The sequence below is a fragment of the Desulfatibacillum aliphaticivorans DSM 15576 genome, from assembly GCF_000429905.1.
Classification (GTDB): Bacteria; Desulfobacterota; Desulfobacteria; order Desulfobacterales; family Desulfatibacillaceae; genus Desulfatibacillum; species Desulfatibacillum aliphaticivorans.
Map to the genome: position 1 here is coordinate 1 of NZ_AUCT01000018.1, position 14,434 is coordinate 14,434.

Sequence of the window (14,434 nt, forward strand, 5' to 3'; positions counted from 1 at the left end):
GGCAAAAACGAGACTTTGCCATGATCCTGCATCAGCCGCTTCTTCCAGTAATAAAACTGATGGAGCTTGAGACCGTGTTTTTGGCAATAGGCTTTTTGCGTAAGGCCGCTCTGGCGGCATCGGGCGAGGTGATGCTCCCAGAACCGACGTTTGGCTTTGGGATCGGACAGGTCTTGGCTTGGTGCGAAAAAACGATCTTCTCGGCTCTTCGTCGGATAAATTGCTTCTTGTGACATGGAATCTCCTTTCAAAAGATGGAAATTCTTATGCCACATCCCAACCACCCCGTGAAGATGCGGTTGTTTAGACGGTTACTTTTATATTGTCTATTTCAGAAAACTGTATGGAAGTGAGACCTGCCACATTCTTTAGTCTTTCATTCACCATAAATTCATCATGAATAGTTTTGCTCATGAAAATATCTTCTGAAAGGCTAAAAATAATAAAATTAATTGCTGAAAGCTTATCTGCATGGCATAGGGAATTAAATTGTTTATAAAATTGTCTTAATCTTTTATTGTCCTTTTTTATAAACAACATAATGATACTCTGGGATTCCATGGGGAAAATTGAAATGTGAAGTGTTTGTAACTTGTATTTTTTTGATTTGTTGTAGACGTCATTAATGGTGTTTCCCTGAAAATCAAAATTCAGACAAACTTCTCCCTGGAAGGCAATGGGAACGGTATAGTCTATTTTCTCGTAGTAAAATAAATAGTGTTCATTTGCCCACCCTTTCTCTATAATTTTCTTACAATTCTTAAAATCTTTAATATATTCAAGTAAATCCAGATTAGCCACCCTTAGCATATCGTCAAGGAAAGCATCTACGTGATGATTTCTACCGCGCTTTTTGGCAACTTCTTCTTTCATGTTTTTATAAAGTGCTATTTCAAATCGTCTTTTACCAATAAACCTCATATGGTTTTTTAAGGCAATTTGAGCAATCATTCTATCAGTAGGGCGTTCATTATAATTTAAGTAGTTTTCATAGTCCGAAAATATGACACTATCGCATTTTCGGCAAATTAACTGAAATGTTCCTGAATTGTTTACGCCCCTTTCTGTGTCAAATATAGGTAAATCGATTATTCTATTTGTCGTATATACTTTTCCATCTACTGCAATATTCCTGAGGAACGAAGCTGGTATGGAGTGAGAATTACAGAATCTATTGTGTTGCTGTTTACAATATAGGCAATGCGAAGGTTTTGAGTCTTTACGTGACTTGCCAGATAGCCGACTATGCAACCTTTTGAAATCAATAATGTTTTTCTCCATTGATTTTCGTTCAGCTGTATCAATATTGTTAAAATTAAAAAGTTCGGCCATATATTAACTTTCAATGAAAATAGTTTAGGCTTAATGTTTTAGATACGTGTTTTTTGGGGACATCCGTCATACGTATTTGGGGGCATCCTATAATAACGCACTAACTATGGACAACCATAAAAATTATATGGCTTCATATCTCCCAAGCCCGCCCGCGCAACGAAATCCAAAAACAAAAAAACCACGGAAAGCGCGGATGTCACGGAAATTATTGTTTCCGTGCTTTTCCGTGTTTTCCGTGGTTAAAATCGTTATTTTATAAGCTCCGAAAGCGACCTTACAGCGGGAAGCTGAGGCCGATGCTGATGTTTCCGTACCGGACCATGTCAACGTCTCCGAATCCCCAAAAATAGCAGGACTCCATTTGTACGGAAAACTGGTTGCCGGGAAACAGGATAACCCCCAGGCCGGCCTGGGCCGCGCCCCCGGAATTGCTGGACGTAAACCAGTCCCCTTCCTGCTCTTTGCTCGTGTTTTGCGCGACTTGCGACGCAAACAGGTTATGGTTGCCGTAAGCCCATCCGCCGCCGGCGATGAAATAGGGCTTCCAGACCTCGCTGTCCAGACCGGGGGAGAGTTTGGCCACGAGCATGTACATATTTACGGAGCTTTCCAGCTCCAGGTATTGGGAGGTTTTCCAGGAAGGCGTGTCTCCGGCGACCTTAAAGTCCGGCAGCCAATGGAAGTTGAACTCCGCGGCCAGGTATTTATTGTATCTGTACCCGGCCTGAAGATAGGCGCCAAAGGTGTTGTCCGTGTTGTAATCCAGGTCGTAGGGGTCGTCGATGTTGAAATTGTCAAAGGCGTATTGACCCCCAAGCCCCAGATAATAAAAGTCGCCCGTCCTTATTTCATCAGGCCATTCTTCGTCGCGCAGATCGCCGGCCCACGCCCCGGCGGGCGCCAACAGGCCCAAGGCCAGGACAAAAAGCAAAATCCATTTTTTCATGATTCCCCCTCGTTGACAGCCCCTCCAGGCAAGGTCTGATTAAGCGGTTCAAGTTTGGTAGCGTGTAGCATATAACAACATAATTTTCAACGGCATTCGGACGCAAGGCGGGTTGGGCGTGCGCTTTTAGGACGCGTCGTCTGTGGAAAAAATCTCCGGGGCGATTCCCCTGGCTTGCTGCTCCAGGATTTTCAAGGCCATTGCTATCAGTTCTTCGTTGGAATTCAGCCCGTAAATGGACTGCAATTTGGGCAGCAATTCCAGGGTGTCTTTTTCAAAGCCCAGGGTCAGGAACCGGCCTCCGGATTCCTCCAGTTGCTTATTGCTTTGCTCTTCCAGGAAAACCCGGGCCTGTTCTTTGATAAGGTTGATGTTTGTATGCAGCGGCTGCAAAGGCGGCAATGGCTTTTTGTCCGGCGGCAGGTACTTGACAAAAGCCCGGACTATCTGGGGCGGCGGCGGCTCCCCGAATTCCTCCATGAATGCGTTTTCCAGCTTGGACAAGGACGGGTCCGGACCGGTGATGACGGTTTTGGCCAAATCGATCTTCATCCCGCCATATGGATCGGATTTCAAGCTGTTACGGAGCTTGCGCTCCCTTGAAGTGACTTTCTTTCCCAAACCCTAACTCCCGCAGCCGGACCAGTGGCCGTCCAAAGCCCCTGCGTCCATGTTTTTCAAAAAAGGCCGCCGGAGGCGCGCCTCATAGGGGCAGCCGTATGAAAAACATCATGATATTGACATCTTAAATAGGACGTCAACCCGATAAAAAGAACAGTCTCCCCTGCCCGCCTCTTTGGGCGGTCTCTCAGGGGAGTTTAGACCACCATCTGATGTTCCCAAATCAATTTTGGGCAGGATACCACAGTGCATGTACAATTGGCAAGGCCGTCTGCGGCGGCTATCTCCCCGAAAAATCTTTTGTTCTTGATCCCGCAAGGCATTTTTACTAAACTGGCCTTTCATTTTTCTGCAGGAGAGATCTTATGTGCGCCCAGGACAAATTGGATGATCAATTGACCATGGTGGACGGCATGCAGCAGGGCCAGACCGGTCAGCAGGAGCACACCGGCGCCCTGGACGACGCCCCGACCATGGTTGTGGAACCTTCCCCGGACACAATGGCCGGCCAGTCTCCCAGTGAACGCTTTGAAATTCTGGACGAGCTGGGCCGGGGCGGTATGGGAGTGGTCTACAAGGCCAGGGACAAGAAGCTGGGCAGAATCATCGCTTTGAAATCCTTGAAGCCGGAAAGCACGGCCTCCAGCAAGGCCGTGGAGCGCTTTTGGCGTGAGGCCAAAGCCATTGCCGCTTTGAGCCATTTCAACATCGTGGGGATCTACGACGTTTTGGAGCAGGGGCAGGCCTTGTGGATCGCCATGGAGTTTTTGCCTAACGGCAGCCTGAAAGACAAGGTTAAGAATCAAGGCCCCTTGCCGCCCAAAGAGATTGCAAAGATCGGCCGCCAACTGGCCGACGCGGTGGACCACGCCCACTCACGAGGCATTTTTCACCGGGACATAAAACCCGGCAATGTTTTGCTTTCCGAACGGGACACGCCCAAGCTGGGCGATTTCGGCCTTGCTCAGGAAATGAGCACCGCCGGAGATATGACCGTGGCCGGCGCCATGATGGGCACCATGTATTACGCCGCGCCCGAACAAATGGCCAACGGGAGCAACGTGGACGCCCGCAGCGATATTTACAGCCTGGGCGCCACCCTTTATATGATCGCCACGGGCGAAGCGCCCCGGACCATCAGGCCGAGCCGGATTCCCGAAGAAGTGCGCGGCATTATCTGCAAGTGCCTGGAAGAGCATCCGGACAAACGCTTTCAAAACGCCGCGGAACTGGCCAAAGCCTTTTCCACCGGAGAATTCGCCGAGGCCCCCAAAAAAATCGGGCAGGCCTGCCCTGCCTGCGGCCACTTCAATCCCGAAACCCTGCGTTTTTGCCAAAAATGCGGCGGCGGGCTGGCCTCCTTATTCCGCAAGTGCCCCAAATGCCGGGCCGAAAACCATGTTAACGTGGAATATTGCGGAAAATGCGGCGAAAACATCCCCATGGCCTTCCTGGCCCTCAAGGCTCGCAAAGCCTCGGCCGACGGCCAGCCCCAGGCGGCCGCCAAAGCCTGGAAAGCCATCCTCGCCAAAGACCCGAAGCATCAGGAAGCCCGGGCCAACCTTATCCGGATTGTGGAAAACAATCGTAAGATCAAGGAAATGGCGAACTTCGCCAAAGAGGCTTATAAACGGGGAGACAAGGAAAGCGCTTACAAGTGCTTCTGCCAGATTATAGAAATCGACCCCACCCTGGAAGAAGCCAAGAAAAAATGCGAAAGCATGAAACCGGGCCTTGTCCAGCAACGCCTGGCCCGGGGCAGAACTTTTTTCTCCGCCAAAAAATACGAGCAGGCATACAACCAGTTGCAGGGCGTTCTTGACCTGGATGAATTCAACCGGGAAGCCCTGGACCTGATGACTCAAGTCACGAGGTTTTACAAACCCGCGGCGCCCAAGGTTCCCAAATCAGCCGTCCATGTTTCCATGGGATTGACCGGCTCCCGCAAGGTCAACAAAAAGGTGATGTCGTTCATAGCAATCTGCGTAGTGAGCCTGTTTCTGACGATCATCATCACCCTTTCCGGCAACGAGGACGGCAACTCCATGTTTGACGCCCAGGCGAAAAACACGGCAGTCGAGGTGGACAAGGCCTTGAAGGCCGTTGTCGACACCCTGCCGAATCAGCCTGTCACCCTGGAATCCATTCTATCCACCGGGGTGCAATGGCCCCCGGCCGTCAGCGTGTCCGTCGACGACCCCGACCCGGAACATCCAAAAATTATAGTGGTTCATGCTGCGGGTAAAAAAATGTTCATTGTGAACGGCACAGGCGAAATGAAGGAAGAGCCTTTTGAAATAACACCCATCCAAACGCCGCGTCCGGCTGTGGATGAATAAGGCTTGTGATGTAAAATCGGGAATCAGGAGTTTAATATGCATTATAATCCGGGAGCTTGGCGCTTGGATGACGCCACCGTGGCCAGCTTGCTGAGCCGCGAGGATTTGGCGAGCCATTGGATTTTCGGACGGCAAATGACCGTTCACCCGGGTGAAGCCGCCCTTTGGATGAAGGACGGCAAAGTTGTGAAGGTCGTCGCCGAAGGGGAAAAAATGGTCTCCGGCGTGCTGGACCGGCTGAAAAGCCTGTTCTTTGCAGGAGGCCAGTTGACGGTCATCATGATGGACGTCACGGATGTCACCCTGGATTTTCGGATCGGCGTGGACAAGGAAATCGTTTTCGCCAACGATCCGGAGTTCTACGGCAAATTGCTGGACGCCTACGGGCGGGGCAATGAAAAGGAAGAAGACGTCACCACCCTGGTGGACCGCTACTCCAAGGATTTGGACTCGGAGCTGCAGAAGCGCCAGGCCATCCTGACCCGGGACCGGGAAAGCGTGGCCTTTGACGTGCGTCTGACCTTTGCTCTTTTGCCGGAAAAAGGCAGGGATCTGTTCCCCCTGTTCGGCGCGAAAAACGCCCTGCAGCGCTATTATATCGAAAACCTGGCGAGGCAGCAGCTGGAAGCCAAGCTCTTCGTCCCCACCCTGGCCCTTTATACAGGCGCCGAGCTGCGTCAAAACCTGGATATTTTGGCGGGAATCAATAAAAAGGCCCGCAAAAACCTGGAAGCATGGTTTTTGGAAAGAGGCATAAGCCTCAAACGCCTGGCAATCAACCCGGCCCTGACCGGCGAAGAACGCAAGGCCATTATCGCCAAGGAAAAAAAGGCTTTGGAGTCCGCAGCGGCGGACCGGCATGAGCACGACCTGGAGGAACTGAACAGGGAGTTCGACCGGCTTGTTTTGCGCGAAAAGCTGGCCGCCCAGGCCGTACAGGTCAAAGGCGAGACGGACAAGGAAAAGCAAAAAATCCTCCAGGCCACCTTTTTGGCCGACCAGGAGAAAAAGCTCTCCGCCGCACAAATGGCCGATCGGATCGAACGCATCCGCCTGGCCACCAAGCTGGAAGCCCAAAAAAAGCTAAAGGAATTGGCGGCTTTCGGCGTTAAGAAAAAATGGGAAATCGAAAAAGAGCGGATGGCCGCCGAGGCTGAGCTTGAAATGGACAAAATGCGGGTTCTGGCCGAGGAATACCGCAAAAATAAGGAATTGAAGGCGGAGCACAAGCGCAAGGAACTGGAAATGCGCCAGGACGAAGCCAAAAAAGAGCGGGAGCACGTGGAGCGGCTGTTGGAAATGGGCGCCCAGCAAGGCGTGCTGACCGACGGCGCCATCCAGGAGGCCCTGCGCCAACAAAGCATCCGCAAAGCCCTGGATCAGGGCGAATCCGTTGGCCGGGCCTTTGGCGAAGCACAAAACAGAAGGCTTCCCGACCAGGAGATTAAATCCCTGCCGGGCCAGCCATCCATTTCCATTACAGGCCAGGGCCCCATGCTGGTGAATACCGGCGGCCAAAACGACGACTCAAAAGGCCAACGTGCGTTGCCGGACCCGGGCGATTCCCGGTCCGCCGCGCCGGAGGCTTCTTACGTGGTGACCGTATGCCCGAAATGCGGAGAGGCCGTCCCGGACGGCTCGGCGTTCTGCGGCGTTTGCGGATATAAGTTGGACGAATAGGAGAACTGTATGGCCGCTTTTTCCCCGGTTAGGTTCGGGAAATATCTCTTGCTGGACCCCATTGCCGTCGGCGGCATGGCGGAGCTCTTTCGCGCCAAAATGCTCGGGGACGCGGGTTTTGAAAAACTCATCGTGGTCAAAAAAATCCTGCCTCACCTGGTGCAGGAAAAGGAACTCGTGGAATCCTTTATTTACGAGGCCCGCCTGGCCGCGCACCTGCAGCACGAAAATATCATTCGGACATACGATTTCGGCAGGATGCAGGACGATTACTTCATATCCATGGAGTTTTTGTTCGGCAAAAATCTCCGCTTCGTCCTGGAGCAGGCCAAGGCCAAACGCATCTCTCTGGGCATGGGCAACATTCTCCACGTCATGGCCCTGGTTTGTTCAGGCCTGGATTACGCGCACAGCTTGAAGGATTTTGCGGGCAATGACCTTTCCATCGTGCATCGGGACATCAGCCCTCCCAATATCTTCATCACCTACGACGGCCACGTAAAGGTGGTGGATTTCGGCGTGGCCAAAGCCGCCAGCAAAAACTCCACCACCCAGCACGGGGTGATCAAAGGCAAGGTGGCATACATGTCGCCCGAGCAGGCCCTGGGCCAGGAGATCGACCACCGGTCCGACATTTTCGCCGTGGGCAGCATCCTGTATGAAATGGTCACCGGTAAAATGATGTACGAGGGCGAAACCATGCAGGTTTTGGCGAAAGCCCAAAAAGCCGAGTTCGAGCCTGCGGAAAACCTGGCAAACATCCCCAAAGGCCTGGCCATTGTGCTTAAGCGGGCTTTGGCCAAGGATCGGGAGGAGCGCTACCAGACCTGCGGCGCCATGCAGGCCGGCCTGGAGGACGTCATGGTGGAGTTGTCCGTCCGGCCGTCCCAACGCGTCCTGGCCAGTTACATCACCGCCTTGTTTGACGAGGAACTGCCCAAGGAACAAGCCCTTTTGCGTGAGGTGGCCGCGGTCCAGGCCCAGGACGATCAACTGGTTCCCGTGGAAGAGGCTCCGCCGCCCAAAATAAAGGAAGAACCTTCCGAAAAAGTCCTGACGCTTAAAAAAGTCAGAAAGCCCGCTCCCACAGCGCCCTGTCCTTCCTGCGGAAAGCCCGCAGACCCGGACCTGGACTACTGCCCGTGGTGCGACGCGCCCATCAAGGGCGCGGCGCCTATCGCCCCGGCCCAGGCGACCATGGTTTCCTGCTCCTCCTGCGGAAAGCCGGTCAAGGCCCACTACAAGGTCTGCAATTACTGCGGCGCCAATATGCAGGCGGGAGTCCCGGACAGGCCGGGACAAAACTACCCGGCTGCGGGCGCCTCACCCGGGCAATCAACCGGCAGTCTTCCGGTGGTTATCTATTTTAATGCAGGCAAAAAGATCGCGGAAAGAACCATGGATTTTCTGGAAATGGCCGTGGCCAACACCGGACCGGCGCCTGTTGAGGGGTTGAAGGTCGCCGTCCGGGGAACCCTCATCGCCCGCGTTCTGGAGGAAAAGCTGCCCTTCCCCCTGGAGCCGGGACGGCCTTACGCCCTGAACGTGCCCGGATTCCTGCCCCGTTGCGCGGGAAACGATTCCCTGCATCTTTCCGTGGAAGGACGCGGCAAGGACGGAGAGCCTTTCTTTTTACTGGGGACCATTCCCGTGGAAGTCTCGGCTAAAGACGAAGCCGCGCCCAACGTCAACGTAAACATCTCCGCCAAGGGCCCGCTGATTGTGGACCTGGAGGACGCCATCCCCGGCCTCACAGGCAAAAAGTCCAAGGAGGAGGATCCCTCCGCGCCCCAATGGATTCCCATAGAGCTTCATCCTGACCTGGAAAAGCAGGAAAGCGCCGGCCGGAAATTTCCCCCGGCCTGCGTTTCCTCCCAGGCATGCACTTTGGATGAGGCCGTGGCTTCCGCCATTCATGCGGTCAGCCCGGACGCCGCGCCCATGGCCGAATTCAAATGCCCGGACGGCACGGTATACACCATCGTGCCCGGCGCCTCCCTTTTACTGGGCCGCAAGCGGGACATCAATCACGTTCCGGCCTTTTTATTCCCCGAAGAAGCCCACGAGGGGGAAAACGTCAAGGTCAGCCGAAACCATTGCCGGATTTTCGTCCGAAAAAATCGGGTTTTCATCCGGGACACAAGCTCCAACGGAACCTTTCTGGACAAGGAGCGCCTGCCGTCCAAGGAAGACGTGATGCTTTCCACCGGAGAACTGGTGGTGGTGGGCGGAGTCCTGGAACTGCGGGCTGACATTTTCACTAACGGCAAGGACGTCATCGCCGTCAGGCTCAAACGCCAGAACAACAAAACCAACGAACGCTACATCCTGGCTCACGGGCCGGTCCCCCTGGGGCCGGGGAGCGCCAACCCCATCCAGGTGGCGGGCGCCCCCAACTTTTTAGGCGCCATTTATTACAATCCCCTGGTGGACAAATGGCTGTTTAGGCCTTTGGAGGGCTTTGCATCCAACGGCAAGGACATGATCCTGCCGCCAAAAAAGGATCTCTCCTTCGGCAAAGCAAAATGCCGGTTTGAAATCCTTCAGCCTGATTAAAAAGATGCTTTTAAAGCATCGGCTTTAGCCGCCAAAAGGGTTTGGAAGCCCCTCCGCATCCTTTTAACCGGGATAAAAGCGTCCTTTCAATTTTCATTCTCCGAAAAAAATCGTCATCCCGGCAGGGCGATCCGATTTTTAGGATCGCACGCAAGCCGGAACATAGCGTCATTATGGATTTGCCTTAATCTCTATTCCTTTACTTTTGCCGGTTTCCTTCCAACCGAGCCAATATATATGGCGGCCAGGGCCAGGACGGCGCCCGCAATACGCGCGGGTCCGGCCGGAAGGTCGAAGAACAAAATATCCCAGATAAAGGCCAGGGTGGGTTGAATCAGGATGACCAGGCCGGCCGTGGAGGCCGGGATTCCCGGCAGGCCGGTTGATATCAAAAGCCAGCCGATGGCCTGGGGGCCGATGCCGTAAAGCACCAAAATCCAAAATCCGGTTGTCCCGCCTGTGGAAAATTCCGATCCCCTAAGCAAAGAAGTCGCCCCCACGACAAGCGCCGTGGATAAAGAAAGCCAGGCCATGTTTGTGATCGCCGGGAGCTTGCCGGTCCGTCCCTGGCTGTTTCGCACCGCCAAAAGATACATGGAATACCAAAAGGCCGCGCCCAGGCCCCAGGCCACGCCGATAATCGTGCTTTGGGGCAAGGCCGAAACGTCCACCCCCACCAAAAGCCACAAGCCCATAAACGCCATGACAATGGAAGCCGCCAGGATGGGCGTGGCCTTTTCCTTGAAAAAAAGCACGCCTAAAACGGCCAGGATCACAGCCTGAAAATTGGTGATGATGGTAGCCAGGCCCGGCCCCACATAGTTAATGCTGACGTGCCAGAATTCCAGGTCCAGGGTGAACAGAATTCCGCACATGGCCATGATGGGAAGGAATCCCTTGGTCTTTAGGGCCTTGAAGGGAGACTCCTTCCTGAAAATCGCCCAGACCAGAAGGAACATTCCGCCGAAAAAGGTCCGGCCGAAAGATCCGGCGGAGGGGGACGCTCCCGACAGCTTAAACAGCACAGGCGAAAAGCTGATCATAACGCCGCCTGCAAAGACCTTTGCCATGGCGGCCAGTTCCGGGGATTTTTTTGGGGCGCCGCTGTTCACGAAGGCCTCCTGCACTTTGCCGATGGATTATTCCGATTTCAAAACAATGTCGCCGTAATACGAAACGGTTTGATCGCCCGTGTTGTCCGAATCGGTCATGATGGCGATTCCGGCGATCATGGGCGGCTCCTCGCCGAAGGCGTTCCGGTAGTCTTCCAGGATATTCCGCCGCTCCAAAACCCATTGGCCCAGGTTTTCCTTCCCGCTTTCCACAGCGATCATCTTCACCCTGTCGGAGAACGGATTGGGCGCGACCGTTCCCTTGGGCGCGTTGCTGGCCCAAATGTAATTGATGGCCCCGTGGGGCGGATATTCTCCGTATAGCACCTTGGCGGTTTTGTACTTGGCGCGCTCCCAGAATCCCACTTTGGAGGGGTCGTATTTAAAGCTCACGTACATCCGGGCCGGATAGTCGTCCCCGCTTTTTTGGGTGACGTCCCCTTTTTCATAAACGCTCGTGACCTTCCACCGCCACTCCATAATCGGATACTGGGCCGGATCGACTTCCTTTTTGCAAATCATGCCTGACGAAGATCCTTTGCTTTCCGCCTGAACCACCACTGCGCCTTCGTCCTCCACCAGAGTGTATTGGGTATGCGCCTCAATTTTGGGAAAGAGCAAGGGCTCCCAACCCTGGGGAAAATCCCCGCCGGCCGAGGCCCTGGAAAAAAGGCCCAACTCCAGGGCCGGCAGGCTTGCCGCCAGCGCCGCGGCCAGTCCGGCGATAAAAAGGCCGGCAACCAAACTCATCCGAACAATATTTTTTTTCATCAACATGGCTTCGCCTTCCCGGCTAAAATATCAATCGTCCATATCTCCATTGCCGCCAGTGGAGCAATCCTCCAGCCCCTGGCGATCAATGATTTGAATCTCCCGCTTATCCACCTGGATCAGGCCCCGATCCTTGAGCCTGCCCAAAGACCGGGACAGGGTTTCAGGGATGGTCCCCAACAGGCTCGCCAAATGCGCCTTGGAAATGTGCAGCACAACCAGGTCCGGGCTATTCTGCTCGGTCGCCATATGCAGGATGTATCCGGCCACCCTGCCGTCCACTTCCTTTAAGGACAAGTTCTCCACCTGGACTGTAAACTCCCGGAGCCTCCGGGCCAACACCGCCAGCATATTCATGGCGATGGCCGGGCTTTGGTTGATCAATTCCACAATGCCCTTGCGGGAAAAATACAGGCACCTGGTCTTGATCAAAGCCTGGGCGTTGGCCGGATAGGAGTCGCCGGAAAAAACCGGAACCTCGCCGAAGGGTTCGCCCGGGCCGAATACGTGGAAAATCTGCTCCTTGCCTTCGGGCGAAATCTTGTAAATCTTCACCTGGCCGTCCAGGGCCGCATAAAAGCCTTCGGCCTGATCACCGTCGTAAAAGATGAACTGTCCTTTTTTAAAGGAGACCTCCGCAGCCATATTGCGGACGAGCTTAAGCTGATCCTCGTCCAGCCCGGCGAAGAACGGAATATGGGAAATGATTTCAAACACCTTATCCAGCGATTTGTCCAAGCCCAAAATTCACTCCCGCTAAAATGAGAAAGTATCGGGCGCCTTTTCCCAGCACCACCCAGAACGTAAAGGCCAAAATATTCACGCGCAGTATTCCTGCTACCACGGTAAGGGGGTCGCCCACAATAGGCGCCCATGCAAAAAATAAGGCCGGAGCTCCCCAACGGGCAAAGGCTTTCTCCGCACGCTCCAGGGGTTGGGACTCGTTGTCGGCATATTTTTTCAGGATAAAATTCCGGCCCCACCTGCCTGCATAATAGTTGACCAGGGCGCCCAGGGAATTGCCCGTGGTCGCGATGATAAACACCATGGCGGGGTCGAAGCCCGAGGCGGCCATGGCGACAACGGCGGCTTCGGAACCCAAAGGGACCAAGGTGGCGGCCAAAAAGCTGACGACAAAAAGGCCTGCGTACCCGAATTGGATGAGTTGTAATTCGTTCATGGCCGCAAGCCTGTGTGTGCTGATAAATTAACAATTCAACTTTCGAGATTGGAAGTAATTGTTTGAAAGCAAGTAATTACGTCTGCTCCTAAAAACTCTATATATACCAGAGCCCGAGAATCATGGTCCCTTCCCCCCTGGCGGGGGAAGGACAGGATGGGGGGGACGCTCTGGGATGCCAAGTAATGTCACCCCCACCCCAGCCCTCCCCCGTCAAGGGGGAGGGAGCTTTTTGGGAGTCGCTTTTGGCGTCCAATTTCTGCATGCCTGTCACAATCTCCTATATATTTAGAACCTCATTACTGAAAATTGATTAAAAAGCTATGAGAAGGCATACCTTCCCGATCGGGGGAGAAATCAGCCTATGGGGCGATCCAGCCAGGCGATGGTCTTTTCCAATAATTCATCCTGGACGGATTGTCTGTCCCGGTCCGCGTTTTTAGGCAGTTTAAAAGAGTGGTCCCCGCCTTCCACGATTTCCAGGGCCGGTTCCAAAGGGAGTTGGACGAGATTTTTCTGCAGCGCGTCCAGGTCGCATAGGGAGTCCCGGGTTCCGGCGAAAAACAGGGTCGGAACGTTGATGTCCTTAAAATGGGAGCTGCGGGGCTCATCCTTTTTTCCCGGCGCGTGCAAGGGGAAGCCGTAAAATATCATGCGTTTGGGATCTATGGCGCCTGAGGCTTGAAGCTGGGAAGCCACCCGGCCGCCCATGGACTTGCCCGCGGCGATCATGTTTTGAGGCCGGAAGTGGGGATGGTTTTTCAGGTATTTGAAGGCGGCGATCCAGGCTTTTTCCAGGGTTTTCTGGCCGTCCGGGCGCTTTTTGCCTTCCTCGCGGTATGGGAAGTTAAAACGCATGACCAGATGCCCTTGCGCGGCAAGGCCCTCTGCCAGATTGGCCAGCATGGAGTGATTCATGTCGTTCCCGGCGCCGTGAGCAAGCACCATGGCCCATTTTTCGGGCCTGAATCCGGCTTCCGGCGCGTTGATCACAACAGATACGGGTTTGGAGTCCGGGATTTGCATCTTTGCCTGGATTTCAATGACTGACACCGCCTACCTCCTGTCTTTAGAAATAATCCCCCAATTCAACAGCTTGTTGCGACTTTTTCAACGCATTTATAGCCTTTTTCAAAGCCCTATACATGTCTTCATAGTCATCATTGCCGCTCGCTGCCAGTTGAGCGAATTCAATGCTGGCTTTCACCAGGCTGAAAGCGGGGCTGAGTGCGGCAGGCTGTCCCGCAGAACTCCTTAACTTTTTGGCTTTAGCTGCCAGTTCCTCCAACTCGGGCGTCCAATCCTTGACGGGAATGTTTTTTTGCGATTTCCCCTTTTGATCCGCGGGCTCGTCAAAACTCTCAATAATGCAATCGTTTTGCTTCGCCCGCATGTAGATGAACTTTAATTCTTCCTTGATCCCGCCTCCAAAATGCAGGTGGTGGAAGTGCATAAGGCCATCATATACAATTTTACCCTTAAAGGGCAATAAAACCGCTCTTGTATAGAGGGGGATGTCCCATTTTTCGATGAATTCGTCGAAATCCTGGACCAGCCCAAGGACGCCGTAAACAGTCTTGTCCTTAATAAATACAGCGTATTTTTTAAGGAGGCGTTCGATGAAAAAATCGCCCTTAATAAAACCTTTCCAGCCCAATACAATGGCAAGTTCTTCCTGGGTGAAGTCAAAAGGATTCTCCTCGACAAAGGAGTCAATCAAGTCGGCGTTATCCCACAAGGCGTCGCGAACCTGCCCCTTTTGATCCATGGACAATCCATCATACTCTTTTAAGTCGGCTACTTCAAAAATGCCCAGCTTGCTGCAAACATAAAGCTGAAGCGAAAACATCAGTTTATAAAAAACGGCGACGTCATCTTCGGAAAGTTTCAAGAA

General features: G+C 53.4%; 13 protein-coding genes. 3 read left to right on the forward strand and 10 right to left on the reverse strand.

Features of this window, described 5'->3' with window-relative positions:
* From tnpA to G491_RS0115545, 4 genes are all read right to left on the reverse strand, one after another.
* A partial coding sequence (gene tnpA / locus G491_RS34960; protein WP_428829360.1) for an IS66 family insertion sequence element accessory protein TnpA occupies positions 1-236 on the reverse strand: 236 nt, incomplete at its 3' end.
* 67 nt (positions 237-303) lie between these two features.
* The gene (locus G491_RS35520) at positions 304-1,332 is read right to left on the reverse strand and encodes a hypothetical protein (protein WP_157468334.1); all 1,029 of its coding nucleotides are present in this window, start codon (positions 1,330-1,332) and stop codon (positions 304-306) included.
* 277 nt (positions 1,333-1,609) lie between these two features.
* Positions 1,610-2,281 (reverse strand): outer membrane beta-barrel protein, encoded by a 672-nt coding sequence (locus G491_RS0115540; RefSeq protein WP_028315259.1) that lies wholly within the window; start codon positions 2,279-2,281, stop codon positions 1,610-1,612.
* A 126-nt stretch (positions 2,282-2,407) separates the two neighbouring features.
* Positions 2,408-2,902, reverse strand: a complete 495-nt coding sequence (locus G491_RS0115545; RefSeq protein WP_015947461.1) for a hypothetical protein — start codon at positions 2,900-2,902, stop codon at positions 2,408-2,410.
* Positions 2,903-3,267: 365 nt separating this feature from the next.
* On the opposite strand from G491_RS0115545, the gene G491_RS34020 reads away from it, so the two are divergent.
* From G491_RS34020 to G491_RS34025, 3 genes are read left to right on the forward strand one after another with little or no spacing between them, the layout of a single operon-like run.
* Positions 3,268-5,241, forward strand: coding sequence for a serine/threonine-protein kinase (locus tag G491_RS34020; protein ID WP_051327291.1), 1,974 nt, complete (start codon positions 3,268-3,270; stop codon positions 5,239-5,241).
* A gap of 36 nt (positions 5,242-5,277) precedes the next feature.
* Entirely contained in the window at positions 5,278-6,921 is a 1,644-nt protein-coding gene (locus G491_RS0115555) for a zinc ribbon domain-containing protein (protein ID WP_028315261.1), read from the forward strand.
* Between the two features lie 9 nt (positions 6,922-6,930).
* A complete protein-coding gene (locus G491_RS34025) occupies positions 6,931-9,477 on the forward strand; it encodes a protein kinase domain-containing protein (protein WP_051327292.1) in 2,547 nt (848 codons plus the stop codon).
* A 191-nt stretch (positions 9,478-9,668) separates the two neighbouring features.
* Here the strand turns inward: G491_RS34025 and G491_RS0115565 are convergent, their stop codons facing one another.
* From G491_RS0115565 to G491_RS0115595, 6 genes are all read right to left on the reverse strand, one after another.
* Complete coding sequence (locus tag G491_RS0115565) at positions 9,669-10,589, reverse strand: DMT family transporter (protein ID WP_051327293.1); 921 nt, start codon at positions 10,587-10,589, stop codon at positions 9,669-9,671.
* A 27-nt stretch (positions 10,590-10,616) separates the two neighbouring features.
* Positions 10,617-11,360: a DUF3047 domain-containing protein gene (locus G491_RS0115570; protein WP_248635411.1), complete on the reverse strand. Its 744-nt coding sequence runs from the start codon at positions 11,358-11,360 to the stop codon at positions 10,617-10,619.
* Between the two features lie 30 nt (positions 11,361-11,390).
* Positions 11,391-12,104 carry a Crp/Fnr family transcriptional regulator gene (locus G491_RS0115575; protein ID WP_028315264.1) on the reverse strand — a complete coding sequence of 238 codons (714 nt, stop codon included), beginning with the start codon at positions 12,102-12,104 and terminating at the stop codon, positions 11,391-11,393.
* Positions 12,079-12,540 carry a YqaA family protein gene (locus G491_RS0115580; protein ID WP_028315265.1) on the reverse strand — a complete coding sequence of 154 codons (462 nt, stop codon included), beginning with the start codon at positions 12,538-12,540 and terminating at the stop codon, positions 12,079-12,081. Before G491_RS0115580 ends, G491_RS0115575 begins: the two co-directional genes overlap by 26 nt.
* A gap of 357 nt (positions 12,541-12,897) precedes the next feature.
* Complete coding sequence (locus G491_RS31030; protein ID WP_051327294.1) at positions 12,898-13,593, reverse strand: alpha/beta hydrolase family protein; 696 nt, start codon at positions 13,591-13,593, stop codon at positions 12,898-12,900.
* Positions 13,594-13,609: 16 nt separating this feature from the next.
* Positions 13,610-14,431 (reverse strand): hypothetical protein, encoded by an 822-nt coding sequence (locus G491_RS0115595; protein WP_028315266.1) that lies wholly within the window; start codon positions 14,429-14,431, stop codon positions 13,610-13,612.
* Positions 14,432-14,434: the final 3 nt, after the last annotated feature.

Bases quoted from the DNA above. Each gene is read 5' to 3' on its own strand.
- G491_RS0115580 (WP_028315265.1), bottom strand. From the start codon at position 12,540: ATGAACGAATTACAACTCATCCAATTCGGGTACGCAGGCCTTTTTGTC.
- G491_RS34020 (WP_051327291.1), top strand. From the start codon at position 3,268: ATGTGCGCCCAGGACAAATTGGATGATCAATTGACCATGGTGGACGGC.
- G491_RS35520 (WP_157468334.1), bottom strand. From the start codon at position 1,332: ATGGCCGAACTTTTTAATTTTAACAATATTGATACAGCTGAACGAAAA.
- G491_RS34025 (WP_051327292.1), top strand. From the start codon at position 6,931: ATGGCCGCTTTTTCCCCGGTTAGGTTCGGGAAATATCTCTTGCTGGAC.
- G491_RS0115570 (WP_248635411.1), bottom strand. From the start codon at position 11,360: ATGAAAAAAAATATTGTTCGGATGAGTTTGGTTGCCGGCCTTTTTATC.
- G491_RS0115540 (WP_028315259.1), bottom strand. From the start codon at position 2,281: ATGAAAAAATGGATTTTGCTTTTTGTCCTGGCCTTGGGCCTGTTGGCG.
- G491_RS0115555 (WP_028315261.1), top strand. From the start codon at position 5,278: ATGCATTATAATCCGGGAGCTTGGCGCTTGGATGACGCCACCGTGGCC.